Origin of the sequence: Streptomyces sp. NPDC005374 (assembly GCF_042872225.1) — a bacterium.
Taxonomy (GTDB): Bacteria; Actinomycetota; Actinomycetes; order Streptomycetales; family Streptomycetaceae; genus Streptomyces.
In genome coordinates this window covers 216,530-241,952 of the sequence record NZ_JBIAKA010000006.1, presented here as the reverse complement: position 1 = coordinate 241,952, position 25,423 = coordinate 216,530, and the positions used below count along the sequence as shown (strand labels likewise).

Here is a 25,423-nt window from a genome sequence, read left to right as displayed (position 1 = left end):
CTTGCAGTAAATTTCATCTGTCAACGATGCGTTCCTTGATTCCTGTGGGGCCGTGCTGGCCCCTGGTGCGGCCGACAACGGGTGGCCCGCTGCTCACGGGCATCAGCCGTGGACGGCGGCCCGGCTTCAGAAGGGCGCTAATTCTGTGTGAAGTGCGTCGGGCGAGAAGTGCTGAACGCGCGGGATGGCGGGGTTTGTTCGGTCCTGGGTCCGGCCCGTGGTGCCAGGCGTCGCGGCGAGCCGCTGCAGCATGACGAGGACTGCCACCCGATCGAGGCCGAAGGTCACCAGCCGGCCGCCGGTACGGCCGATCTCGCCGGACAGTCCCTGCGCAATGCCGGACGGGTCGCCCGGACCGTCGTGCCCGTATCCGGTACTCCGTGACCGGATACGCCTTCGTCCCAGCGCCTGCAGCCGCGCATCTTCAGCGCCGTCTCCTGCGCCAGGCCGTGGGCCCAGTCGCCGCCGGGGACGTGAACTGCTCTGACTCGAGGGGCTCTTCGGTCAGCGCTTCGACGATGGTTGCCGTCCGCTGTGCGGCCAGAGCGCTCAGGTCCCTGCCTGGCAGCGCACGCGGAAGCGCCAGCTCGGCGATGGCGAGGCAGCTCTGCGCGACCGACGTCCGGCCGATGAACTCCGGCGCGACGGCGGCGTCCGTGAGGTCCAGGACGGGGCTCGCCCGATCGGCGGTGACCGCGATGGTGCCAGTCACTCCGCTCAATCACTCCGCTCAATCACCCCGCTCAACGCCCCGCGCAATCACGACGTGCCGCAGCCGACGACAGTCATGCGTCGCGCCGCTACCCCAGGCCGGCGGACGCGGCTTGACCGAGTCGTGATCCGGCGGCCTCTTGACACTATGCGCGATCGATTGAGCATGATGACGTTTACTGCTTGATTCGAGCTCGATTCGAGCATAAACAAGCATCGAGCCGCACCCGCCGTCACTGCACAGTGGTACGAAGAGAGGGTGGTACCGGAGTGAAACAGCACCTCGCAGGCACGGCCGCAGGCCTCGTTCTGGCCTTGGCGCTCACTGGATGCGGCAAGGGGGGCTCCTCCGACAGCGGCGCCTCGGACGGCCGGACGATCACCTTCGTGGCCGCGAAGTACGACGAGGACACCCAGCCCTACTGGGAGAAACTCATCAAGGACTTCGAGGCCCGGACCCCCGGCTACAAGGTCAACCTGGAAGTCGTCGACTGGGAGCAGATGGACTCCAAGGCCAAGACGTACATCCAGACCAAGCAGCAGCCGGACATCCTCAACTACAACAAGTTCTCCGACTTCGCCCGCGACGACCTGATCTACAAGGCGGACGAGGCGGTGTCGCCGACGGTGCTCGACGACTTCCTGCCCCTCTTCGCCGACCAGGCCAAGTACCAAGGAGTCCAGTACGGCCTGCCCTTCATCTCCAGTGCGCGGCTGTTCTTCTACAACAAGGCGATCTTCAAGCAGGCGGGTGTCACGGCGCCGCCGAAGAGCTGGGCCGAGGTCGAGGCAGTCGCCAAGAAGATCAAGAACGTCAAGAAGACCGGGGTCATCCCCCTGGGCCTGCCGCTCGGACCCGAGGAAGCCCAGGGCGAGTTCGGCATCTGGTCGATGAACAACGGCGGCGGCTGGGTCGACGACTCCGGGAAGTGGGCCGTAGACCAGCCGGCGAACGTGGAGACCCTGACCTACCTCAGGAAGCTGACGAAGGAAGGGCTGACCCAGCCCAACCCGGAGACCACCAACCGCAAGGACGTCTTCAACCAGTTCGCGCAGGGCCGGATCGGCATGATCAACGGCGCCGTCTTCATGCGCAAGGGCTTCATCGACCCCGTCGACAAGAAGCTCGACTACGGCGTCGCGCCGCTGCCCGGCAAGGACGGCACCACCCACAACACCCTGGGGGTGCAGGACTACTTGGTGGCGTTCAAGAAGGACGGCGGCAAGAACCGTGAGGGCGTCAACAAGTTCCTGGACTTCGTCTACCAGAAGGAGAACGCCTCCAGGTTCCTGTCCACGGAGGGGTTCCTCTCGGTGACCAAGTCGGCCGGTGACGCGCTCAGTTCGGACACCGCCTACTACAAGCCGTTCGTCGACGCGCTGGCCGGCGCCAAGTTCGCCCCGGCCGACAACCCGGGCTGGGCGGCCGTCGACGGCGCGGTGAAGCAGCAGATAGGCACCGCCGTGGCGAGCGGCGATCCCGAGAAGGTCCTGGCGAAGATCCAGAAGACCGCGCAGAAGACCGGCTGACGCATGGCCGTCCACGACATCTCCGTACGCGCCTCCGGGGACCGGCGAGAGCCGGCCCCGGAGGCGGCGGCACCGCCTGTCGCCCCCGTCCGCAAGCAGCGGCGGGGACTGCGGGCCCTCGAACCGCTGCTCTGGCTCGGCCCCGCCGTCGTCCTCATCCTGGCCATGGTGATCTGGCCGGTCGTCGAAATGGTCCGCACGTCCCTGACCAGGATCAGCTCGACCGGCCTGTCCCTCGGCTCCGCGGGCCTCGACAACTACACCGACCTGTTCGCCGAGGAGGACCTGCCGGGCGTACTGCTGCGCACCCTGATCTGGGTTGTCGGCGTCGTCGCGGTCACACTTCTCCTGTCCCTGGGGCTCGCCCAGTTGCTCAACACCCGCTTCCCCGGGCAGCGGGTGGTCCGCTGGGCGCTCATCGTGCCCTGGGCGGCATCCGTACTGATGACCGCGCTCATCTGGCGCTGGATGCTCAACAACTTCTACGGCGTCGTCAACCGCCTGCTGATGGACGTAGGCCTCCTGGACAAGCCGGTGAACTGGCTGGCCGACCCGGTCCTCGGATTCGCGGCGATGATGGCCGTGGCGGTGTTCGTCTCCCTGCCGTTCACCGCGTTCGTCATCCTCTCCGGACTCCAGACCATCCCGGCGGACGTCTACGAGGCGGCCCGCATGGACGGCGCAGGAACGCTCAGGACGTACCTCTCCGTCACGCTGCCGCTGCTGCGGCCCTCGCTGCTGGTGGCCGCGATCATCAACATCATCAACGTGTTCAACTCGTTCCCGATCATCTGGTCGATGACGCGCGGCGGCCCCGGCTTCGCCACCGACACGACGACGACCTTCATGTACAAGCTCGCCTTCGACAACCAGGCCGTCGGCGAATCGGCGGCGATGGCCGTCGTGAACTTCGCACTGATCCTCGTCGTGGTGCTCGCGTATCTGCGGGTCGTGCGATGGCGGGAGGAGATCCGATGACAACGACCGCCGCGCACGCCGGACCCCGGGCCGGACGCACAGCGCGCACCGTGCTGCTCACCGGGGCCGGCTGGCTGGTCGCCCTCGTCTTCCTCTCCCCGTACCTCCAGATGCTGTTGACGGCGCTGAAACCGACGCCGGAACTCATGAAGTCCCCGCCCACGTATCTGCCGTCGCACTGGCAGTGGTCGAACTTCGCCGACGTGTGGTCCCTCGACGACCCGCCGGTCACCGGCTCACTGGGCTTCTCGCTGTACGTCGCCGGCATGTCGACGCTGCTCGCGCTGCTCGTCGGACTGCCCGCCGCGTACTACACCGCACGGCACCGTTTCCGCGGCCGGGGCGCGTTCCTGCTGCTGGTCCTGGTCACCCAGATGTTCGCGCCCACCGCACTGCTGGTCGGCATCTACCGGGAAATGGTCAGCCTCGACCTGACCGACACCGGCGAGGCGCTGATCCTGGTCAACGCGGCGTTCAATCTGCCGTTCTGTGTGTGGATCCTCAACGCGTACTTCGCCAGTGTCCCCAAGGAGTTGGAGGAGGCGGCGTACCTGGACGGGGCCGGCCGGCTGGGAGCGCTGGCCCGGATCACCCTGCCGCTGGCCATGCCCGGTGTGGTGACGGCGGCGGTGTACACGTTCATCGCCGCCTGGAACGAGTACGTCGTCGCACTCACCATCACGTCCTCGAAGGACCGCACGACGCTGACCAAGGCCATCCCCGGGTTCGTCACCGCCTACCAGGAGCAGTGGCAGTACCTCTTCGCGGCATCGCTGATCGCCGTCGTTCCGGTCGTGGTGCTGTTCATCTTCGTGGAACGCCATCTGGTCAGCGGTCTGACAGCCGGTGGCGTCAAGGGGTGAGACAGCGGGTTCACCGGGGCGGGCACTGTCGGAGAGCGGGGCGCCGTCGAGTGGCCGGGGGCCGGACCTCGCCCCGGAGGGCCTTGCCGCACAGACGCACCGCCGGCCCGTCCGCGCGGACGCCCTGCGGGACCCTCAACCTCCGTGCGGCACAGGCCGGTTCAGGCGCGGACGATCTCCACTCCGGCGGCGACGAACGGCTCGATTAGTCCGGCGGGAGCGTCCTTGTCCGTGACCAGCACATGGATGTCCTCCAACGGGCAGATCCGGGCGAACGCCCGCTTGCCCAGCTTGGAGGAGTCGGCGACCACGACAACCTGCTGGGCGCGGCGCGCAAGTGTCCGGTTGATGCTGGCCTCACCTTCGTGATGGGCGGTCGCGCCGTGCACGGCGTCGATCGCGTCCACTCCGATGAACACGTGGTCCAGCGTGATCTCGGCGAGCAGCTCAGTGGCCAGGGGCCCGATCAGTTCGTACGAGGCCGGGCGGGCCACCCCGCCGGTGACGACGAGCTTCACATGGCGGCGTACGACCAGCTCGTTGGCGATGTTCAGGGCATTGGTGACAACCGTCAGCGACGGCTCGGCACCGCCCTCGGAGCCCAGGTCGCTCCTGGTCGCCAGCGCCCGAGCGACCTCGGTGGTCGTGGTGCCGCCGTTGAGGCCCACCACCGCTCCGGCCTTGACCAGGCCGGCTGCCGCGTGCGCTATCCGCTCCTTCTCGGGGGCGTGGCGTGCCGCCTTGTAGCGGAGCGGCAGGTCGTAGGCGATCGCGTTGATCACGGCGCCACCGTGGGTGCGCGTGACCATCTGCTGGCGAGCCAGCTCGTCGAGGTCACGCCGGATCGTGGCAGCGGACACCGCGAGTTCGGCTGCGGCCGCCTCGACCTCGATACGCCCGTCCCGCGTCAGCATCTCCAGCAGCGCGCTCCACCTGGCCTGCGGTGTCGCCATCTCCGTCGCTCTCTGTCGGTGGTATGCGTGCCCATGAAACCACGGACGGGGTCGCCCGTCGTGGCTTCCACTGCATATTTCAGTACCTTTTCATCTATAAATCAACAATTACGTGCATCTCCATTCAGAATTCTCTGCATCGTCTGACCTGTCGACAAGACGGCGGCACAGGTGAACCCCCGCGACACGGTCGTCCACGCGGTGAAGGCGGGCAGTCGGCTGCACCGCCGGTTCACCTGCGATACCAGACGATCGGTCCGCCGAAGTTCAGCGGATGCGGACCGTCAGGGATCGCGTCCTCGACTTCACGGGGTTCCCGCGTCCTCGGTGGTCATCGCCAGCAGGATCAGAGCATCGTGCTCGGCCGTCCCGGGCGGGGCCTGGTAGATGAGTATGCGCTGGCTGCCGCCGGCGGAGCTGAGCACCTCATTGGCGAGGGTGATCGGGCCGATCGCCGGATGCCGGAACGCCGTCTCGCCGGCGCGCTTGACCCATACCTCGTGCCGCCGCCATAGCGCGGCGAACTCGCTGCTGGCCGCCGACAGTTCGGCGATCAGCGCGGCGGTCTGCGCCGGGGCGGTCAGTTCGGCGGTGTGCAAGTGCGCGACGCTGTTGCGGGCCACCCGGTCCCAGTCGGCGAAAAGGGTCCGTGCGGCCGAGTGCAGGAACGTGTACCGGATCGTGTTGCGCCGGCTGGGCGGCCAGTCGCTGAGCCCGGCTAACAGCGCAAGGCCCTCCGGGTTGGCGGCCAGCACGTCGTTGACCTCGTCGAGTACGTACGCCGGGCTGGGCCGTACCGACTCCAGAAGCAACCGCAGGCCAGGGTCGGCCGGTCTCGGGTCGGCGGGCCGGCGGCGCGGTGCCCGCCCGGAGACCTGGTCGGCGAGGCCGAGCAGGTGGGCGTGCTCGTCGGCAGTGAGCCGCAGGGCCCGGGCCAACGCGCTCAGTACGGCGTCGCTGGGCGCGGTTTCCCGGCCCTGCTCGATCCGGGTGTAGTAGTCCACGCTCACGCCGGCCAGCGCGGCCAGCTCCTCTCGGCGCAGCCCGGGTGTGCGCCGTGCGCCCGGCCCGGTGGGCAGGCCGACCTCGGCAGGGCCGATCCGCCCGCGCCGGATCTTGAGGAACTCGGCCATCGCATTCACGGCTTCGAGTCTGCCATCAGTCGATCGGTTCCTGGGTGGCCGTGGCACACCTAGGAACCAGACGGCCTTCCCGGAGCCGCTCCGGCGGCGCAGCCTCGAATCATGACTGACGCAATGATCATCGGTGGCAGCTCCGGCATGGGCCTTGCCCTGGCCCGGACCCTGCTCGCCGAGGGCATGGATGTAACGATCGTCGGCCGGTCCGAGGACCGGCTCGCGCAGGCCCGGGCCGAACTGGAGCGCACGCACGGGAAGATCAGCACGATCGTGGCCGACATGGGGCGGGAGGAGGACGTGACCGAACTGTTCGCCCAAGTGGCGCGAGTGGATCATGTGGTGGTCACCGCGGCGGACGCGACCGGTGCGTACGGTCGAACCTCAGACGTCGCCACAGCGACCGCACGGGCCGTCGTGGACACCAAACTGCTCGGTGCCTGGCTGGTCGGAAAGCACGCGGCCGGGCGGGTCACCGGCTCGATCACCTACACCTCGGGCATCAATGCGTACCGGCCGAACGGATCGAACACGATCATGGCCGCGGCCAACGGCGCGCTCGCGTCCTTGGCCTACGGGCTGGCGATCGAACTGGCGCCCGTGCGAGTGAACGTGATCTCCCCCGGCTGGGTGGACACCCCCATCTGGGACCAACTCGGCATGGACAAACAGGCGGCCTTCGCCCACCTGGCCGAGCGGCTCCCGGCCCGACGTGTCGGCACACCCGACGACATCGCCCAGGCGTTCTCGTCGGTGATGCGCAACGGATTCATCACCGGAACCGTGCTGCACGTCGATGGCGGACACCGCATGACGTGATCCGGTACCCGCGTGGCCCACCAGTACCTCAAGGGAAACGATCTCCAACACCGTGGGAACTCCCTTGGAGTCAGAGACGCACCCCTGCTGAGTGAGGGCCCTTTCCCATCACGGTCGAGGAGACCCCGTTGTGCTGGGAGCGGCCTTTCGAGGCGAAGGGATCCTCCGCGCCAACGTGGCGCACTCTGCATTGCCCCGGCCCGCTCGTCCGCCGTCCGGACGAGCACGCGAGCAGCCGTGCTTCTGAGCGCGGTTGTCACCGCCGAGCGCCCGCCGTCGTGGACGCGCGCACAGGGCGGGACGGCTCACCGTGTCATGCGGGGGAAGAGACGTTCGGCGGCGACCTCGGCGACCTCGGCGACCTCGGCGACCTCGGCAGCGCGGCAAGCGGCGAGGTGCAGGCCCGCGCCCCGTTCCACCGCTACGGCGCCGATCTCGGTCTGGGCCGCCCAGCCAACCCAATCGAGGCGCACTTCGGGCCGCTGCGGCAGTTCACCATCGCCAACTCCAACCACCGCAACCACCCCGTGCAGACCCGGGCCCTGCACGCCTATCTGCGCTGGCGCAACGCGAATGCCCGTCACCCCGACGTGCTGGCAGCCCAGCGCCGCGAGCGCGCTCGCATCCGCAGCGAGAAGGGCATCCGTTGGGGCGGACGTCCCCTCGCCGATGCCGCTTGACCGGCCCGGGCGACCTTGCCCGGCCGGTCCTAGCAGTAGCCGTCCACCCTGGCGCCGGCTGGAGCGAGGTTGGGCCAGGGATGCCCTGCTCTGTCGGAGGCAGCGGATCGTAGGAGGTCAAGAAGAGCGCACCCCGGGTAGCCCTGAAAACTCGCGTAGGTGCCCCGGTAGTAGCAGCTCCAGTAGCTCACGACCCGCCGTTGAGTGCGCGCGAAGAAGGCCGGATTGTCCACGATGAACTGCCCGTAAGCGAGGTGGCCGCATGTGCCGGGCGTGGCGAGATCACGGAGCTCATCGCAGATGGCGACCAGGATCTCCAAGACGTACTCGCCAACCAGCTGCACGACGAAGGGGACGACCCATGGGTCCGTGGAACCAACGACCTTCTCCAGGTGACGCTGTCTGACCACCCCGTCGCAGTGCCTTGAGTACAGGCAGTGCAGAAGCTGTTGTTGGCGCCACGAAAGCGACGCCACCGCATCAGTTGACGGCTCGTCGTTGTAGAGGCGCTCGGGGATCAAAACCTGCTGGCCCTCTACAGCGACTGAGAACGAGGCATGCGGCTTGAGCCGAGAATCAGGCATCACCGCCAGGACTGCCTCGGCATCGCTTGCAAGCTCGGCTGGGAACGCCGTGATCAACGGATTGCTGCTGTCAGAAAGCGGCTGCACGAGCCGAGCATAGGCGGATGCCTCGGCCAGGTAGCCGCCATCAACGGTCCCACATTGTCGGCGTACACGGGTAAGTGCTCAGCCGCGTACTGCTGAACGTACTCACCTGCTGGCTTTGGCGGGAGCCTTCACTCACCGTGCAGTCGCCCGACGGCTAGTGGCACGGATCAGCACAGCGACCAGGGCCGCCAAGTCGAGAGCGCCGTCAGGGTCGTCCGCGTAGCGTGTGGTCTGGAGCGGCCCCACTTCATCTAGGCGTACTCCTTCCCTCTCCAGGACGTGGGCGAGGACCAGTAGTGCCAGGCGGGCGTTGCCGTCCGGGTACGGGTGGAAGAAGGCGATGTCGAGGTATGCCCTGGCCGCGCGGGCGGTCAGGGGAACCGACGGGTCGGCGCTCTGGTGCAGGCAGGCGGCGAAGTCCTGCCATGTATGGGGCGTGAGCCCGTATTGTTCCCGGCCGCCCTTCGCGAAGGCATCGCTCTGACGCAGACCCACCTCGTTCACACCGAGGACCAGCCTCTGCCAGCCGGTGAGAAGGGTCGGCGTGAGCGGCTCTCCCTGTGAGGCCGCGACACGGGACAGGACCATCGCAGCGAGCAGTCGATCGGCACGATCCCGGTCGCGAACGCGGACCGGACCGTCGAACCAGGCAGCGAGTCCGTCGACGGCCGGGCACACCGGTGCCGAGCCCACGCCCGCGGCCGAGGACCAGTCGACCTGCTCCCTGACCTTGCACCACGCCGCCAGCGCGTCATCGCTCACGATAGAACCCGCGACCGGTCAGGCGAATCGCCAAGTCCTCTCCAACCGTGTCGACCAGGGTTGGGGCGGGCGCAACGTGGCTCTTGAACCGGCCGCCGATCGCGGCTTCCACCGCCTTCTGCGCCTCTTCCGACCCCAGGCCGGTGGAATTGAGGAACCAGGTCAGCGTCGTCTCACAGAGTCCGTACCAGGACGACTCGGCGTGGGTGCTGCTGACGACCGCGGTGACCAGTCGGGTCACCGCGCGTTCCAGATGCCAGCTCCGGTCCTCGGCGTCCGCATCGGGGTGCGGTGTAAGTTGCTCGAACCGCTCGGCCATGTCCTCCAGCCAGTCACGCCACTCCAGCAGGCAGGTCACGACGCGTTCGGCGGTCTCCTGCGCACCTGTGACCGAGTGCGACTCGCAGCACCAGGCTTCGACGGGTCCACCGTAGTGAACCGAGCGTTCCCAACCGCAGGCCCACCGGCCATAACGGGACACCAGGAGCACGGTCACCTTGTCCATGAACCGATAGCCCGCCAACCGGTCGGGATCAGCCGCTCTGTCGGCCTCGGAAGGCACCATCGGGACGACAAGCGCCGTCAGCCGTACCGCCTCATCATCGTCCCAGCCGAAAGGGTTCCGGCTGGGATCGGCGGCGCTCCAAGGGAGCGACCAGACTCGTTCGATGTGGATGGACGCGGCGGACCCCCGATAGTCAGACATGACGGAACAACTGACCGATTATGCCCGGCAGGTCGAGACCTGTCACCCCAATAGGTTGGCCCTGCCACCCGGCTACCTCCCATCCGCCCGGGCACGTTCACGTGTACCCGCCTGAGCACCTACTTGTGTACGCCGACACACATCCGCTCACCCCGGCGAAGGTATGTGGTCAGAGCACTAGCCACAGCCCACCCGGAGCGCACGACCGGCCCCCAGATCCCCCACGCCCCGACCACCGCGATGATCAATACGGACAGTCCTCAGCTGCATTGGTGTGTGTGGAGACGCGGGGGCGGACTCATCGGTAGGTGGGTCCAGCGGAGCTGAAGGCGCTCGTCCAGGTGGCTGGTGAGGATCGGGGCATCCGCTCGGCAGCGGACTGCGCAGAGTGGGTCTCTGGTCTGACCGTGGAGGAGTCTGCCGCAGGAGTGGAACAGTGGAATGGAGGGGAGTCCGAGTGACTGGTGAGACAGCAAAGATCACATCGCGGTGCGAGTGCGGCGGCACAGCGGTGCGCCAGGTGAACCAGTTCATCCTTCACGATGAGCTGTGTTGGGACTCGGAGTTCTCTTGCGGGTCCTGCGGCGCCTACTTGTGCGAACAAGCTTGTCAGGGACCAGCACCTGGTTATGTCCGGGAGGCCCTGCTCGCAGCGCACGGACCCGTCAGGCTTCGGCTGGTCGGTCCGGTCGCCAGTCTTGTCCCGGCTCTGAAAGTCCTTCGGGAGCTTTCGGCGGCTTCGTTGTCGCGTGCTCGTGAGCTGGCTGGGGAGCTGAGCAGCGATGGCCTGGTGGGGACCTTGTCGGAGATGGAGTTCCTCAAGGCTCGGCTGCAGGTGCGCGGGGTTCACGTCGATATCGACCAGCAGCTGTCCGCGGAGGCACGGACAACTCGCGAATGGTTGCGAGAAGTATGACCCCGTGGTTCCAACAACCGGGAACTGTCGGCTCAGCCAGTGCCCGCGGCAGTTCGATTGAAACGGGTGACAGGTAGGCACGCAGGCTGTCGCGGTGATTCCTGAGCCGGCCCCTGGTCATCTGAGCTGGGAAGAGGCGGATCCTGACCACCGCCCCTTCGATATCGAGTCTGCAACGTGGGTGGTGCGCTCCCTCGGGCCGGACCGGGTCGCGGCGACACGGGATCGAGGTCACCATCGCGCGGCCCGATGAGCAGCCTGCCCACCGCAAGCGCCGCGGCCGTCGTAGGCCGGTCTCCAGTCTTCGACAAAACCCGGTCCACCTGTCCACGCGCCGCTCGACTGAGCTGCGGCGGCGGTAACCCAGAGGTCGGTCGTACCCTCACGGGAGCGGGTTGCCTTGCGCGAGGTTGGAGCCGTGGTGGGCGCGGATGACCGCGATCACGGTGTCGGCGGTGCGGGCAAGGTGGCTGCGGCCGTCGGGCAGTTGAGCCGTTGGGCTGATGTAGCTCTGCGGGCCGAAATGAGTGGCCGGGTCGAGCCGATGCACGGTGATCTTCCCCGCGCGAACGGCCCGGTTCCATCCGCTACGACGCAGGAGTCGCCAGCGCTGAGGGAAGATCCAGGCGCCGATCTGCTCGATCCGGTCGTTCGCGCTGGTGAGTTGATGCAGGTGCTCGGCGTGGGTGAGGTCGTTGGCTCCGTTGTGGAACCCGCCGAGTGTGATCAGCAGGAGCGGGCAGCGCAGCTGGGTGTGCAGCTCGTCGACCGCGCCCGTGGCGACTTGGGCGCCGCCGCTGTAGCTGAGCAGTACCACCGGCGTACCGCTGTCGGGCCGGTAGCCCGCGAGCCGGAGCTGGGTGGCTGTCTGGGAGCCGACGGCCCGGTTGTACAGGGGCCGGTAGCGATGGTCGGCGGCCACAAAGGTCTGCACGACGTTGTGCAGGAACAGCAGCAGCCCGATGTGCCGGCGCAGCCACGCCCACACCGGCCGGTCGGCGAGTGGGTCGGCCAGTGGTGAATAGGGCTGCACCTGTCCCAGTACCCGCAGCTCCGGTGCTCTGGTGATCAGGGCCTCGACCAGCTGGCCGCCGTCCCGGCTGTCACGTACGCGGCGTTTGCCGATGCCGTCGAGGTAGACCAGGTAGGCACCCGGGGGACTGTCGGCGGCCGCACCTCGGGCGTAGGGAACGCCCTCCGGGAGTTCGGTGGCAGGAACCCGCCAGCCGGCGCCGTACGCCAGAACCTCGTAGCGGGCCAACAGTGCTTCGGCCAGCAGAGCGGGCCCGACCAGGCAGGCCCAGAGCACGAACCCGTTCATGCGGCCGCCTCCTGTGCTCGGGTGGCGCTGATCCTCACGACAAGCCGTCGGACGGTCTCCACCGCGAGACCGAGCCCGGCCCCGGCGACGGCTGTGCAACCGGCGGCGCTCCACCAGCCCGTCCCGCTCGCCTCGGCGAGCGGGCCGACCAGACCTGCCCCGACCCCGACGAAGAGAAAGAAGTGGAGCAGAGGTCCGAGCAACGGGAACGCGAGGATGGCGGCGAGCACCAGCGGGGCGACCATGCCCGGTGTCCACACCAGGCCGGTTCCTGGCGCGGGAGAGGACACCACCAACTCGGTCATGGTCCACGCGGTCAGCGGCCACAGTGCGAACACCGCCCCCTCGACCAGGCCCGCGGGCAGCAGCAATCCGGCCACGAGGGTCCTGGACATACCGGGGCGACGCGCTACGAGCGGCAGGATGCGCCCAGCGGCCTCCGACAGCCCGGCGAACAGCAACAGGACGACCACGGTGGGGGACATCACTCGGCTCCGGTGTGTCGGACCGACGGGGACGGTTGACCGTTCGAGCCGGCCGCGTGCAGGTACCGCTCGAGTTCGTCGGCCGCGCGCTCGTATCCGCCTGCCTCGCGCTGGGCGGCCTGCAGGGTGTGTGCGGCCGTCCGGAACCCGGGGTCGTCGAGCAGCCGTTGGGCGAGGACACGCACCGAGCCCCTTGCGACGTCCTGGGTACGTATCGACAGGCCGGCGCCGAGCTCGACGACGCGCCGGGCCACCATCGGCTGGTCGGCACCCTGGGGGACCACCAGCAGGGGAACCCCGGCGTACATGGCCTCGTTGACGCTGTTCATTCCGCCGTGGGTGACGAACAGCGCCGCGCGGGCCAGCACTTCGGGCTGGGGCACGAAACGGCGGGCGAGCACGTTGGCCGGCAGCGGACCCAGCGCTTCGGGATCGGTCTGCCCGGTGGAGACGATCACGGTGCCGCCCAGCGGGGCGAGTCCGGTGGCCAGGGCGCGCAACAACTTGGGGTCGGCGTTGAACACCGTACCCAGCGAGGCGAACAGCACCGGGTCCCGCAGTCGGTCGGCGGGGAACGAAGGGTCGGGCGGCCGGGCGCCGATGCTCGGTCCGACGAACCGGTAGGACTCGTCGAAACCCTCGACGGCAGGTTGGAACGCCCGTGAGGTGTAGACCAGGTTGAGCGGCTGGCGGATGTTCGCCAGGTCGAGCAGGGGCAGCCCGCGCGCGTCGAAGCGGCGGTGCAGCGCCCAGCGGGACCGCAAGTAGTCCTGGACGCTGCGAGGTTGAGCCGTCGCCGCGGTCAGCAGGTCCCAGGAGCCCCGGGTAGGGCTGGGGACATGCCGGTCCAGGGCGAAGGTGGTGAACGAGGAGGCTGCCGGCACTCCGAGTTCGCGGGCGGCCACCGCACCCCACAGACAGGCACTGTCGTGGACGATCAGGTCGGGTCGGTCGCGGCGCAGGTCGGTGAGTACCGGGGGCAGCAACTGGACGGCGGTGCTCGCGAGCGACTCCATCCAGCTGACCGGCGTGGGTGGATCGGGGAGCGGTCGGTCGCCCCCGGGGTAGAGGCGGACGGTCGCGCCGGTCGCCTCGATCTCCTCACGGAACGCGGGTGAGGTGTGGTACGTGACGGCGTGGCCGCGGCGGACGAGCTCGGCGACGACCGGCAGCGTCGGATTGATGTGCCCGTGCATGCCGATACCGAGGAACGCGATGGTGCTCACAGGCCGGCCTCCGTCATGGATGAAATGGATGTCTCGCCCGGGCTCCCCGGGGCCGTCGAGGCGTCGTCGACCCGATACAGCCCCGGGCCGTTGATGCGCAGTCCGTCCAGAAAGCGCTCCGCCGTCAGGCAAGTCGTGCTGATCAGCCGCTGGGTCTGGCCGAAGTCCCACGGTGCGGGCCAGGCTTCGATGCCGGTCGGCAGTACGACGGTCGGGATGTGCCGGGACACCTCGTGCAGATCGCGCTCGATCTGATGGTGAAACAGCAGCACTCCGGCCCTGGCGGCGATCGCGCCGGCGCGTCGGCGCACAAGGGTGGGGCGCAACGGCGAGCTCTCTGGCCCGGTCGCCACCACGACCACGCTGGCCGCCCCGGCCTGGAGGGCCGCCAGTACCGGGACGTAGGCGAGCAGCCCGCCGTCGACGAGCGTCCGGCCCGCACGGACCACCGGGGGCAGCATCCCGGGGATGGCCGCGCTGGCCAGCAGCGCGGACTCGAGGTCTCCCCGGTCGAGCAGCACCGGGGTACCGGTGACCAGATCGGTGGCCACCGCGATGAACGGGACCGCCAACTCCTCGATCCGCGAGGGGAGTCCGGCTCGGGCGATCAGTCGGCGCAGACCGCGGTCGGTGAAGACGCTGCTCCGTGAGGTCAGGCAGCCGAGCGGATACACGTCACGGCGCCGCAGTTGGGTCCACACGTGGTCCAGCCACGGCGCGGCCCTGCGGGGGTGGGCGGCCGCGATGGCCCCGTTGAGGGCACCCACCGAGGTCCCGATGATCATGTCCGGGACGAATCCGCGGCGTTCCAGCGCGTACCCGGCACCGATGTGCGCCGCTCCGAGCACGCCACCGGCGCCCACCACCACGGCCACGGGACGCGGAAGGCTGCCCAGACCCGCCGCTGTGGGGTTTCCCGGGTTTCCCCTCATGATCCACCTTTTTCACCATGGACACGGAATCGGACTCGTTCTCCCACTAGGACCGGGCTGCCACACGATGTGTGACACCGTTGGGTGCCGGCTTGCGGGACAAACGGTTGCCGGGTGTCGGATCGTCAGTGGTGCATGAGCAGCATGAGGGCGGTGCCCATGGCCGTCGATCCCTGCCAGAAGCGGTCGCAGGTACCGCCGAGGTCCCCGGGGACGCCCACGCTGCGCGGAGCACCACGCAGCGTGGGCATGTCCCGGGTCAGCGACCGGAGAGCGTGGGCCAGCAGACAGAGCGTCAGCACGGCGGTGACCAGGTCGCTGGTCCGCGCGTCCGTGACGCCGCCGTGCCGCACCGGCATCCACGCCATGGCGGCCATGCCGACCGCGTGCGGCGACCTGCGCACGAGGTCGGCCGATCCGGGGCCACTCAGCCCGGGAACCGCGGTCAACGGGAACCACAGGGCCGCCGCGGCGAAGAAGAAGGCCGTCTGCCCCGGCATCGGCCCGTCGCCCATGCCGTGCCACGGCATCACCGTCATGGCCGCTGCCATGACGGTGTGCAGGAGACCGTCGCCCCGGCCGCGCCATCCGGCGCCTCGTGTCAGCACGGCCTGCCGCAGCGCGTGAACGGCCGCGGCCGCGAACAGCGCTGTCAGCATGGCGTGCATGACATCAGTGGCGCTCATGCCTCACCACGCCCTCCCAGGGAGCGGACGAGCCCCTGCGCAACCGTCCGGCGGTCAGTCGGTACCGTCCGTCGGTCAGTCGGTGGGCCGTGGGGCGCGAAGATGAGCCCGCTTGGCCAGTTCCTCCTCCTCGACCAGTTCGAGCATGGGCTTGCCCGGCGCACACAGCATCGTCACGACGAACCGGGTGCGGGCGTCGGGCAGCGCGTTGCCGTCCTGGTAGTGGATCGGGTCGCCGCCCGGCTCCCAGAACGTCCCGCCCGCCTCGATCACACGCTCGGGCTCGCCTTCCATCTCGAAACGGACGGCGCCCTCCAGGACGTAGCCGAACGCCGGTCCCGAGTGACGGTGCGGCGGGGATCCCGGGTCGCCCGGCTCCCACTCGACGCAGATGGTCATCGCCGAAGCGCCCTCCGGGACGGTGAGCGGAGCGGTGTCCTGCAGCATCTTCGCCGCCGTCTTCCATCCCTCCGACCGGGTCTGTACTCCGGTCCCTTGCGCTGAGTCCTTGTCCGGCATGTGTCGGCCTCCCTCGGATCTGCACCCGGCCATGGCTGCCATGACCGTCTCCAGTGATGACCGGGCTCCGGGCGAATCTGTGACACCCGCGGCCACATCAGTGTCACAACATGGGTACGAGCCCTGTCCTAGGTGGTGTGAGGCCCGGCATCACCGCCACCTCACCAAGCCGACAGCGGGGTCACCGACCCCTCGACGGAAAGGGGCCCGGAATGCGAGTCGTCGTAGCAGGAGCCAGCGGTCTGATCGGTTCCAGGACGGTCGCAAGGCTTCGGGACCACGGCGTGGAGGTCGTGCGGCTGTCACGCGGTGAGGGCGTCGACGTCACGACCGGGAAGGGTCTCGACGAGGCCCTGCGCGGTGCCGATGTGGTCGTGGATGTCACCGACACGCCCTCCCGCGGAGAGTTGGAGAGCCTGGAGTTCTTCGGTACGGCGACCCACAACCTGCTGGAGGCCGCGGCGAGGGCGGGCGCCGAACATCACGTGATCCTGTCAATCGTGGGGGCCGGGCATCTGCGGGCGGGCTACTTCCGCGCGAAGGCGCTGCAGGAGGAGCAGGTGCGACGCTCGCCCATGCCCTACTCCATCGTGCGTGCCACGCCGTTCTTCGAGTCGGTGGAGTACATGTCGCGCGCGGCGACGTACGGAGACGTCGTCCATGTCGCGCCGGTCCTGATCCGTCCCGTGTCGACGGACGACGTCGCCGCCGCGGTGGCCCATGTCGCCGTAGGAGTACCGCTGTTCGGTGTTCTGGAGGTCGCAGGACCCGAGGAGCACCGCCTCGACGACCTCACGGCGAAGCTGCTGGCCGCGCGCGGCTACCTGCGGGCCGTGGTCTCCGACGCCCACACCCCGTTCTTCGGGGCCACGCTCGGGCAGCGGGCGCTGCTGCCCGGGGTTGACGCCCACCTGGGGCACGAGACCTTCTCCGAGTGGCTCGCGCGGTGATGACCTCGTCGGCACCCGACCGCCTTCCCGTGCCACGCCCCGACAGGACACAGTCATGAGTGAGCTCGACCAACTGCCCGACCAGGACAGCGAAGAGACCGCCGAATGGCAGGCGTCGCTCGACGCCGTGGTGCGGCACGCGGGCCCGGAACGGGCCGGGTACCTGCTGCGACGTGTGCACGAGTTCGCCGCCCGGTCCGGTGTGTCCCTGCCAGGGCTCCTGACCTCCGACTACATCAACACGATCCCGGCGTCGGAGCAGCCGGCCTTTCCCGGTGACGTCGCCATGGAGTCCAGGATCACCGCTCTGAACCGGTGGAACGCGGCGGCGATGGTGACCCGTGGCTCCCGTTTCGGGTTGGGCGGCCACATATCCACCTACGCCTCGGCGGCCTGGCTGTACGAGATCGGGTTCCACCACTTCTTCCAGGGCAAGGACGGGCAGGGTTCGGGCGACCAGCTGTACTTCCAGGGGCATGCCTCACCGGGCATCTACGCCCGCGTGTTCCTCGAAGGGCGCCTGAGTGAGGCGCAGTTGGACGGTTTCCGGCGGGAGGCCGACGGCCATGGACTGCCCTCCTACCCGCACCCCCGACGGCTGCCGTGGCTGTGGGAGTTCCCGACCGTGTCCATGGGCCTCGGCCCGCTCGCCGCCGTCTACCAGGCCCGTTTCAACCGGTATCTGCATGCCCGGGGCATCAAGGACACCTCTGCATCGCGCGTGTGGGCCTTCCTCGGGGACGGCGAGACGGACGAGCCGGAAGCGACGGCCGCGCTGGCGCTCGCCGCCCGTGAGCGTCTCGACAATCTCACCTTCGTCGTCAACTGCAACCTGCAGCGCCTGGACGGGCCCGTGCGGTCGAACTCCAAGATCGTGCAGGAACTGGAGGCCAGGTTCCGCGGTGCGGGCTGGAACGTGGTCAAGTCCCTCTGGGGCGAGGCCTGGGACCCGGTCCTGCGGCAGGACACCACCGGCGCCCTGGTCCGCCGCCTTGGCCAAATCCCCGACGCCCAGCTGCAGACGTACGCCGCCCGGGACGCCACGTACCTCCGCGAACACTTCTTCACAGGCGACGCGCTCTCCGCTCTCGCCGCCGGGCTGGGCGACAGCCGACTGACCGAGTTGTTCGGGAACTCCCGGGGCGGCCACGAACCGCTCAAGGTCTACGCCGCCTACCGGGCCGCCGTCGAGCACCGGGGCACGCCCACGGTCGTCCTCGCCCAGACGGTGAAGGGCCACACGCTCGGCTCGGCCTTCGAGTCGCGCAACGCCAACCACCAGATGAAGAAGCTGACGATGGGGCAGTTCCGCGAGATGCGTGACCTGCTCGAACTCCCCATACCCGACAGCGCGTTGAGTGGCGATCTGGTGCCGTACTGGCACCCGGGCGAGAACTCGGAGGAGGTGCGGTACCTGCGTGAGCGGAGGGCGGCGCTGGGCGGCCCGGCCCCGGTGCGCAGGGTTGTTTCGAAACCCCTGAAGCAGCCGCCGGCCCGCCCCTTCGAAACCCTGGAGAAGGGCTTCGGTCTTCAGGAAGTGGCGACCACCATGGCCCTTGTCCGCCTGGTCAAGGACCTGATGCGCGACCAGGAGACAGGACCGCGCTGGGTGCCGATCATCCCGGACGAGGCCCGCACGTTCGGCATGGAGTCCCTGTTCCCGTCGGCCGGGATCTACTCGGCCGACGGCCAGACCTACGAACCGGTGGACGCGGACCAGCTGCTCTACTACCGGGAGGCCAGGAACGGCCAGTTGATCGACGAAGGCATCACCGAAGCCGGTTCCATGGCCGAGTTCACCGCCGCTGCGACTTCGTACGCCACCCACGGCGAACCCATGATCCCGTTCTACATCTTCTACGCCATGTTCGGCTTCCAGCGCACCGGCGACCAGTTCTGGGCGCTCGCCGACCAGATGGGGCGCGGGTTCGTCATCGGGGCGACGGCGGGCCGTACGACGATGACGGGGGAGGGCCTCCAACACGCCGACGGGCACTCCCACTTGCTGGCCTCCACGAACCCCGCCGCCGTGTCGTACGACCCGGCGTTCGGGTACGAGATCGCGGTGATCGTGCGGGAGGGGCTGCGCCGCATGTACGGCGACCGGCCCGAGGACGTCTTCTACTACCTGACGGTCTACAACGAACCCAAGGAGCAGCCGGCGATGCCCACCGGACCCGGCGTCGAGGAAGGCATCCTGCGGGGCATCTACCGGTTCCGGCAGGCGGCCGAGCCCGCCGGTACGGAACCACGGATCCAGCTGCTGGCCTCCGGTACGGCCATCCACTGGGCGCTGACCGCCCAGGAGTTGCTGCTGTCCCAGTGGGGCGTCCACGCCGACGTCTGGTCGGTGACCTCCTGGACGGAACTGCGCCGCGACGCGCTGGACGCCGACCGGGCGATGCTCCGGGGCGAGGAACGCGTCCCCTACGTGACGGCAGCGCTGGTGGACGCGCCCGGACCGGTGCTGGCGGTCAGCGACTGGATGCGTCAGGTACCCGACCAGATCAGCCAGTGGGTCGATCACGACTACTCGTCGCTGGGCACGGACGGCTTCGGACTGTCCGACACCCGGGACGCCGTAAGGCGCTACTTCCGCGTGGACGCCGAGTCGATCGTCGTCGCCGCCCTGGACCGGCTGGCGCGCGTCGGCGCGGTCAGTTCGGAGGCGGTCGGACAGGCACGCGAGTGGTACGGATGGCGCGGGTGACCGTCGTGAACGCGCCGTCGGTCGATCCGCCCGGCCGGCAGCATCAGGACGCCTATGCGATCAGTGCGGAGTTCTACGACGTCCTGCAGGGGGAGCGGGACGAGGTCCGGGTGCGCACGCTCTATGGCGACGATGTCCGCAGGGCCCTGGTCGGTGTGCTCGACGTGGGCGCGGGCACCGGGCGGGTCACGCTGATGAGCCTCCTGGAGTCGCGGGTCCCCGTGCACGCCGTGGAGCCCGCCCGCTCCATGCGCACCCCGCTGATGACGCGCCTGACCTCCCTGGGTGCGGAGTTCACGGCGCGGGTGACCGTGCACCCGCAGGGCCTCGACGAGACAGGGCTGCGCAGGGTCGCCGACGTGGCCGTGTGCCACAACACCGTCGCCTGTCTGCATCCGACGTCGCGCCGGGCGCTGTGGCCGGCCGTCGCCGAGGCACTCGTGCCCACCGGGGTACTGCTCGTCCAGCTCCCACCGGCCCGCCTGCCGCGTCACAGAACCACCCATGCGCTACCGACCCGGACGGTCGGCCGGCACGAGTACGGCGGCCGCATGGTGACGTCGGCCGACGAGGACCGGATCCGGGCACGGTTCGACTACTGGGTGCGCGGCGACGGGCGGGTGCTGCGTCGGCACGCCGAGACGTTCTGGATGTGGCCCGCCTCCCGTGCGGAGCTGATCGCGGAACTGGAGGAGGAGGGTTTCCTCGCACTGCCCGAACGGCCGGACGCGTCCGTTCTGGCCGTACGACTGGCCCGCCCATGACGTGCTCCGCCCGGTCGTGACCCGCCTGCGTACCATGGGCGAGCGCTTGCGCGAACGGTCGGAACTGAAGGCGGCACGCATGGGTATGGGGGACGGCAGGGACTCCCTCGACGGTACGGAGTTCCATGACGGCACGGATTCCCTCACCGGTACGGACTCCCTCGACGAGGCGACGAGGGTGTTCATGGCGGTGCGGCCCCGGCTCTTCGGCATCGCCTACCGCGTGCTCGGCAGCACCGCGGAGGCCGAGGACGTCCTCCAGGAGGCGTGGCTGCGCTGGCAGCACACCGACCGTGGCGCGGTCCGCGAGCCGAAGGCGTTCCTGGCCACCGTCACCGCCCGCCTGGCGATCAACCTCGCCCGGTCCGCCAGGGTGCGGCGCGAGTCGTACACCGGTCCCTGGCTGCCGGAGCCGATCGACACGCGCGCGGATCCGCAGTTGGGCGCCGAGCGGGCCGAGGCGCTCGACCTGGCGGTGCTCTTCCTCCTGGAGAGACTGAACCCCGTGGAACGGGCCGCCTATGTGCTGCGGGAAGCCTTCGACTACCCCTACCGGCAGATCGCGGACATGCTGGAGACCAGCGAGACCAACACGCGCCAGCTGGTGAGCCGCGCGCGCAAGCGCATCTCCTCGGAGCGCCGCAAGCCCGTCGACGCCACCGAGCACCGACGGCTGATGGAGGTGTTCCTCACCGCGGCACAGACCGGCGATCTGGCTGTGCTGGAGGACATTCTCACCGAGGACGTCATCAGCTACACCGACGGGAACGGGCTGCGCGGGGCGTCCCGGATTCCGGTCGCCGGCCCGGTGCACGTCTCCAGGTACCTCGCCGCCTTCGGCCCGCGCTTCTGGCCGCACAAGGAGATCGAGTGGGTCGAGGCCAACGGCGGACCGGCCGCCCTCGTCTCGGACGGCGGGACGCCCGTGGTCCTGCTGACCCTCGACATCTCGGAGCGCGGCATCGAGCGGGCCCTGTGGGTCATGAACCCGGAGAAACTGGCACGTTACGTGGCATCGCAGGGCAACTGACAGCTGTTCGCCGCCGGGTTCGTGGCCTGTTTCCACGGCGCGCCGAGCCTCGTCGCACGACAGGCCGCGCTCGACCCCGCCGCGATATCCCGTCGAGGCGACCGTGACGTGGGGGCCGAAGTCCGCAGGACGGCGGATACGTCCTGCACAGCGACCTGGTCGTCGGCCGGCCGGGCGCCACCCCCGACGTCGCCACTCCTCTCCCGCAGCGGGCCGACGCACTGTGCCCCTGCGCGAGGACGGCCCGGCACGGCACCCCGACCACCATCACGTCGGCCCCCTGAAGCCACGGCAGGGGTGTCACAGATCGCGGGACTGCCCGGTCGTACTTGATGAAGACCCAAGCGATCGGAGTGGGACCGTGGCTGTCACCGAACAACGTCTCGCCACCATGGTGCTGGTGATCGGCACCGGAGGTGCCGGTCTGCGCGCGGCGATCGAACTGGCCGAGGCCGGCATCGACGTCCTCGCCGTCGGCAAGCGTCCCAAGGAGGACGCCCATACGGCACTGGCGGCCGGCGGCATCAACGCCGCGCTGGCCACCATGGACCCGGAGGACAGCTGGCAGCAGCACGCCGCCGACACCCTGAAGGAGAGCTACCTCCTCGCCGACCCGCGCACCGTGGAGATCGTCACCCAGGGCGCCGCCCGGGGCATCGACGACCTGGAGCGCTACGGCATGGCCTTCGCCCGCGAGGAGGACGGCCGGATCTCGCAGCGTTTCTTCGGCGCGCACAAGTTCCGGCGGACCGCCTTCGCCGGTGACTACACCGGCCTGGAGATCCAGCGCACGCTGATCAGGCGTGCCGAACAGCTCGACATTCCGGTACTGGAGGGGGTGTACATCACCCGGCTGCTGGTGCACGAGGGCGCCGTGTTCGGGGCGTACGGCTTCGACCTCACCAGCGGCAGGCGCTACCTGATCCACGCCGACGCCGTCGTCCTGGCCGCCGGTGGCCACACGCGCATCTGGCGGCGCACCTCCTCACGGCGCGACGAGAACACGGGCGACTCCTTCCGACTGGCCGTGGAGGCCGGGGCCAGGCTGCGGGACGCCGAGCTGGTGCAGTTCCACCCGTCCGGCATCATCGAACCGGAGAACGCGGCCGGCACCCTGGTCAGCGAGGCCGCCCGGGGCGAGGGCGGCATCCTGCGCAACGCGCTCGGAGAACGCTTCATGGCCCGCTACGACCCCGAGCGCATGGAGCTGTCCACCCGCGACCGGGTGGCTCTGGCCGCGTACACGGAGATCAAAGAGGGCCGCGGCACGCCCAAGGGAGGTGTGTGGCTCGACGTCTCGCACCTGCCCCGGCGGACGATCATGACGCGGCTGCCCCGCGTCTACCAGACCCTGCTGGACCTCCAGATGCTGGACATCACCCAGGAGCCGATCGAGATCGCGCCCACCGCGCACTACTCGATGGGCGGGGTGTGGGTGCGTCCGGAGGACCACAGCACGGACGTGCGCGGCCTGTACGCCATCGGTGAGGCGTCGAGCGGACTGCACGGCGCCAACCGTCTCGGCGGGAACAGCCTCATCGAACTGCTGGTGTTCGGCCGCCTCACCGGACAGGCCGCCGCCGCGTACGCGCAGTCCCTGGAGGCGCAGCCGCGGTCGGCGTCGGCGATCGCAGAGGCCCGTGCGGAGATCGACGGGCTTCTCGCCGCCGACGGGCCGGAGAACGTGCGGGCCCTGCAGCGCGCCATCCGCAACACCATGACCGAGCACGCGGGTGTCGTACGCGACGAGGACGGTCTGCGTGCGGGACTGGCGGAACTCGCGGTGATCGAGAAGAGGATGCAGGACGTCGGCATCCACCCGGACATCGCCGGCTACCAGGATCTCGCGCACGCCTTCGACCTCAAGTCCGCCGCACTCGCGGCCCGGGCCACCCTCGAATCGGCACTGGAGCGCCGCGAGACCCGTGGCTGTCACAACCGCAGCGACTACCCGGGCCTGGATTCCGCTCTGCAGGTGAATCTCGTCTGGTCCCCGACCACGGGCGTCACCCACGAAAGCATTCCGGCTGTCCCCGGCGAGATTTCCTCCCTGATGGAGGACGTCTCGACCACGGGAAAACTCGTCGAATAGGTCGAATAGAAGGTGTCACAAACACATCCGGTGCCCGGTCACTACTGATACAGGCATCAGGAAAACCCGAATAATCTCGAAAGGAATTCCGTCATGAAGGTCGTAGTGATCGGTGGAACCGGGCTCATCGGCTCGAAGGTGGTCGCCGGGCTCGGCGCGCACGGGCACGAGGCGGTCGCGGCGTCGCCCAACACTGGCGTCAACACGCTGACGGGGGAGGGGCTGGCCGAGGTCCTGCAGGGCGCTCAGGTCGTGGTCGACGTGTCGAACTCGCCCTCGTTCGAGGACGAGGCCGTCATGGAGTTCTTCCGCACCTCGACGACCAACCTGCTGAAGGCCGAGACCGAGGCAGGTGTGGCGCATCACGTGGCGCTGTCCGTGGTCGGCACCGACCGCCTCCAGGGCAGCGGGTACTTCCGCGCCAAGCAGGTCCAGGAAGACCTGATCAGGGCGTCCGGCAACCCCTTCTCCATCGTCCACGCCACCCAGTTCTTCGAGTTCGCGAAGGGACTCGCCGACGGGGTCACTGACGGTGACACCGTGCGTCTGCCCGACGCGAGGATCCAGCCCATCGTCTCGGACGACGTGGCCAAGGCCGTCGCCCGCACCGCGGTCGGCGCACCGGTGGGCGGGGTGGTGGAGGTCGGCGGCCCCGAGGTGTTCCAGCTGGAGGAGTTCATCCGCATGGGGCTGACCGCCCTGAACGACCCGCGCAAGATCGTCACGGACCCGCAGGCGACGTACTGGGGCGCCCCGCTGCAGGACGACACCCTCCTGCCCGGTTCGGACGCCCGCCGGGCCGAGACGAAGTTCGCCGACTGGCTCGCACAGCAGAAGTAATTCCTACGGGTGGCCCTCACCGAAAGGAGAGGGCCACCCGTGCCATGAAGTCATGGAGACACGATGTCCCTGATCGCTGAGGACCGTGTGGACCTCGCCGCCACCTTCGCATCGCTGACCGCCGAAGCCGCCGAGCTTCGCAGCCGGGTCACGGAACTGCGCCAGGAACTCGCGGATCTCGGCGAGCGCATGAATGTTGTCTCGACGGCGCTGAACCGGCATTCCGCCTGCCGCTGATCTTCCCCGGAAACCTCACCGTCGACGAAATGCTGATCCGCGCGAGACCAGGCCGCCGGCACCTGCCGCAGCGGTCACCGAAGGCCGCTCGCATCGGTGGACAGCACCCTTTCCAGATGCCCGAGGTCGCCGGTCCGGGCTGCCGAGAAGAACGCCTGAACGAGCCGCCGGTGCGCGACGGAGTCGACCGGTTGGCTTCGGTGGTCCCCGGTGAGACGCCGCTGGGCACGGGCGACCTGCTGCCTGGCGTTGACGACACTGAGGTGCAGGATCTCGGCGATCCGGTCGTACGGGCAGCCGAACCCCTCCCTCAGGACGTACGCGGCACGTTGCCTCGGAGTAAGGGTCTCCATCAACAGGAGTACCGCTCGTTCCATGGCGTCCTGACGCTCGGCCACCGCTTCGGGGCCCGCGTGGTGGTCCACCGGCTCCGGGAGCGAGGGGTCGGCACAGGACTCCCGGCGCTTCCAGGCGGACTGGACGACGTTGATGGCCAGCCGGACGGCGGTCGTCCTGAGCAGTGCCGACGGGTTGGTGACAGCCGTGCGGTCGGCACCCTGCCACCGCAGCCACGTCTCCTGGATGACGTCCTCCGCGTCGTGCGCGTTCCCGACGATCTGCCTGGCGAGGGTGAGCAGCCCGGGCCTGGCCCGCACGAACACCCAGGTCGCGTCGTCCAGCGCGATGACGGACGTGCCCGTCGTTGCCCGGCTCTGCCAGGTCTCGGTCAGATGTGTGTCCACGTCCGGCTCCTCTGCTCCGTAGGTCAGCAGCTCGAAGGCAGCCGGCATCAATGTCGCTCCGGAGGGCTGCCCGGCGCGCCCTTGGAAGGCCGTAGGGGAGTGCGTGGTCGTGCCGTGGCAGATCCGTGGCCGGGGCCTGTCCCGACCGTCGTTCCGGGCGGCA

The 25,423-nt window shown here is 69.0% G+C and carries 24 protein-coding genes and 1 pseudogene; 12 read left to right on the top strand and 13 right to left on the bottom strand.

The genetic code is table 11. The features are described from left to right. Positions 1–424: 424 nt before the first annotated feature. Positions 425–721 (bottom strand): hypothetical protein, encoded by a 297-nt coding sequence (locus tag ACFYRX_RS17360; RefSeq protein WP_389100367.1) that lies wholly within the window; start codon positions 719–721, stop codon positions 425–427. Between the two features lie 260 nt (positions 722–981). Here ACFYRX_RS17360 and ACFYRX_RS17355 point away from each other — a divergent pair, with 260 nt between their 5' ends. The 3 genes from ACFYRX_RS17355 to ACFYRX_RS17345 are packed head-to-tail and all read left to right on the top strand — an operon-like array spanning position 982 to position 4,082. Continuing rightward, complete coding sequence (locus ACFYRX_RS17355) at positions 982–2,241, top strand: extracellular solute-binding protein (protein ID WP_389100365.1); 1,260 nt, start codon at positions 982–984, stop codon at positions 2,239–2,241. A gap of 3 nt (positions 2,242–2,244) precedes the next feature. Then, entirely contained in the window at positions 2,245–3,219 is a 975-nt protein-coding gene (locus ACFYRX_RS17350) for a carbohydrate ABC transporter permease (protein WP_389100363.1), read from the top strand. Beyond that, complete coding sequence (locus ACFYRX_RS17345; protein ID WP_389100361.1) at positions 3,216–4,082, top strand: carbohydrate ABC transporter permease; 867 nt, start codon at positions 3,216–3,218, stop codon at positions 4,080–4,082. Before ACFYRX_RS17350 ends, ACFYRX_RS17345 begins: the two co-directional genes overlap by 4 nt. Before the next feature lie 161 nt (positions 4,083–4,243). Here ACFYRX_RS17345 and ACFYRX_RS17340 read toward each other — a convergent pair whose 3' ends face one another. Further along, entirely contained in the window at positions 4,244–5,035 is a 792-nt protein-coding gene (locus ACFYRX_RS17340; protein ID WP_389100359.1) for a DeoR/GlpR family DNA-binding transcription regulator, read from the bottom strand. A 305-nt stretch (positions 5,036–5,340) separates the two neighbouring features. Beyond that, positions 5,341–6,168, bottom strand: coding sequence for a helix-turn-helix domain-containing protein (locus tag ACFYRX_RS17335; RefSeq protein WP_389100841.1), 828 nt, complete (start codon positions 6,166–6,168; stop codon positions 5,341–5,343). 111 nt (positions 6,169–6,279) lie between these two features. Here ACFYRX_RS17335 and ACFYRX_RS17330 point away from each other — a divergent pair, with 111 nt between their 5' ends. Together ACFYRX_RS17330 and ACFYRX_RS17325 are read left to right on the top strand one after the other, a co-directional pair. Then, the gene (locus ACFYRX_RS17330; RefSeq protein ID WP_389100357.1) at positions 6,280–6,990 is read left to right on the top strand and encodes an SDR family oxidoreductase; all 711 of its coding nucleotides are present in this window, start codon (positions 6,280–6,282) and stop codon (positions 6,988–6,990) included. Positions 6,991–7,442: 452 nt separating this feature from the next. Further along, positions 7,443–7,670: pseudogene (locus ACFYRX_RS17325) on the top strand (IS630 family transposase); the annotation flags it as partial. A 29-nt stretch (positions 7,671–7,699) separates the two neighbouring features. Here ACFYRX_RS17325 and ACFYRX_RS17320 read toward each other — a convergent pair. The 9 genes from ACFYRX_RS17320 to ACFYRX_RS17280 all read right to left on the bottom strand — a co-directional run bounded on the left by ACFYRX_RS17320 (position 7,700) and on the right by ACFYRX_RS17280 (position 15,894). Beyond that, on the bottom strand, positions 7,700–8,341 hold the full coding sequence (locus ACFYRX_RS17320) for a hypothetical protein (protein ID WP_389100355.1): 642 nt from the start codon (positions 8,339–8,341) through the stop codon (positions 7,700–7,702). A 132-nt stretch (positions 8,342–8,473) separates the two neighbouring features. Further along, the gene (locus tag ACFYRX_RS17315) at positions 8,474–9,103 is read right to left on the bottom strand and encodes a Fic family protein (protein WP_389100353.1); all 630 of its coding nucleotides are present in this window, start codon (positions 9,101–9,103) and stop codon (positions 8,474–8,476) included. After that, positions 9,093–9,809, bottom strand: a complete 717-nt coding sequence (locus tag ACFYRX_RS17310) for a hypothetical protein (RefSeq protein WP_389100351.1) — start codon at positions 9,807–9,809, stop codon at positions 9,093–9,095. The genes ACFYRX_RS17315 and ACFYRX_RS17310 overlap by 11 nt, the downstream gene beginning before the upstream one ends. Before the next feature lie 1,298 nt (positions 9,810–11,107). After that, positions 11,108–12,046: a hypothetical protein gene (locus ACFYRX_RS17305; RefSeq protein WP_389100350.1), complete on the bottom strand. Its 939-nt coding sequence runs from the start codon at positions 12,044–12,046 to the stop codon at positions 11,108–11,110. Further along, complete coding sequence (locus ACFYRX_RS17300; RefSeq protein ID WP_389100348.1) at positions 12,043–12,531, bottom strand: hypothetical protein; 489 nt, start codon at positions 12,529–12,531, stop codon at positions 12,043–12,045. The genes ACFYRX_RS17305 and ACFYRX_RS17300 overlap by 4 nt, the downstream gene beginning before the upstream one ends. Next, complete coding sequence (locus ACFYRX_RS17295; protein ID WP_389100346.1) at positions 12,531–13,757, bottom strand: macrolide family glycosyltransferase; 1,227 nt, start codon at positions 13,755–13,757, stop codon at positions 12,531–12,533. The genes ACFYRX_RS17300 and ACFYRX_RS17295 overlap by 1 nt, the downstream gene beginning before the upstream one ends. After that, on the bottom strand, positions 13,754–14,689 hold the full coding sequence (locus ACFYRX_RS17290) for a patatin-like phospholipase family protein (RefSeq protein ID WP_389100344.1): 936 nt from the start codon (positions 14,687–14,689) through the stop codon (positions 13,754–13,756). The genes ACFYRX_RS17295 and ACFYRX_RS17290 overlap by 4 nt, the downstream gene beginning before the upstream one ends. A 125-nt stretch (positions 14,690–14,814) precedes the next feature. Then, positions 14,815–15,375: a DUF5134 domain-containing protein gene (locus ACFYRX_RS17285; protein ID WP_389100342.1), complete on the bottom strand. Its 561-nt coding sequence runs from the start codon at positions 15,373–15,375 to the stop codon at positions 14,815–14,817. Positions 15,376–15,450: 75 nt separating this feature from the next. Next, positions 15,451–15,894 carry a cupin domain-containing protein gene (locus tag ACFYRX_RS17280; RefSeq protein WP_389100340.1) on the bottom strand — a complete coding sequence of 148 codons (444 nt, stop codon included), beginning with the start codon at positions 15,892–15,894 and terminating at the stop codon, positions 15,451–15,453. A gap of 212 nt (positions 15,895–16,106) precedes the next feature. Here ACFYRX_RS17280 and ACFYRX_RS17275 point away from each other — a divergent pair, with 212 nt between their 5' ends. The 7 genes from ACFYRX_RS17275 to ACFYRX_RS17245 all read left to right on the top strand — a co-directional run bounded on the left by ACFYRX_RS17275 (position 16,107) and on the right by ACFYRX_RS17245 (position 24,517). Then, positions 16,107–16,844 (top strand): SDR family oxidoreductase, encoded by a 738-nt coding sequence (locus ACFYRX_RS17275; protein ID WP_389100338.1) that lies wholly within the window; start codon positions 16,107–16,109, stop codon positions 16,842–16,844. A gap of 55 nt (positions 16,845–16,899) precedes the next feature. Further along, positions 16,900–19,554, top strand: a complete 2,655-nt coding sequence (gene aceE / locus ACFYRX_RS17270; RefSeq protein WP_389100336.1) for a pyruvate dehydrogenase (acetyl-transferring), homodimeric type — start codon at positions 16,900–16,902, stop codon at positions 19,552–19,554. After that, a complete protein-coding gene (locus tag ACFYRX_RS17265) occupies positions 19,551–20,318 on the top strand; it encodes a methyltransferase (protein ID WP_389100334.1) in 768 nt (255 codons plus the stop codon). The genes aceE and ACFYRX_RS17265 overlap by 4 nt, the downstream gene beginning before the upstream one ends. A 184-nt stretch (positions 20,319–20,502) precedes the next feature. Further along, positions 20,503–21,348 (top strand): RNA polymerase sigma-70 factor, encoded by an 846-nt coding sequence (locus tag ACFYRX_RS17260; protein ID WP_389100839.1) that lies wholly within the window; start codon positions 20,503–20,505, stop codon positions 21,346–21,348. Positions 21,349–21,739: 391 nt separating this feature from the next. Then, complete coding sequence (locus ACFYRX_RS17255; RefSeq protein WP_389100837.1) at positions 21,740–23,440, top strand: FAD-dependent oxidoreductase; 1,701 nt, start codon at positions 21,740–21,742, stop codon at positions 23,438–23,440. Positions 23,441–23,533: 93 nt separating this feature from the next. Then, positions 23,534–24,280 (top strand): SDR family oxidoreductase, encoded by a 747-nt coding sequence (locus ACFYRX_RS17250; protein ID WP_389100332.1) that lies wholly within the window; start codon positions 23,534–23,536, stop codon positions 24,278–24,280. A gap of 63 nt (positions 24,281–24,343) precedes the next feature. Next, positions 24,344–24,517, top strand: a complete 174-nt coding sequence (locus ACFYRX_RS17245) for a hypothetical protein (protein ID WP_389100330.1) — start codon at positions 24,344–24,346, stop codon at positions 24,515–24,517. A gap of 74 nt (positions 24,518–24,591) precedes the next feature. Here ACFYRX_RS17245 and ACFYRX_RS17240 read toward each other — a convergent pair whose 3' ends face one another. Continuing rightward, positions 24,592–25,260, bottom strand: coding sequence for a sigma-70 family RNA polymerase sigma factor (locus tag ACFYRX_RS17240; protein WP_389100328.1), 669 nt, complete (start codon positions 25,258–25,260; stop codon positions 24,592–24,594). Positions 25,261–25,423 lie beyond the last annotated feature (163 nt).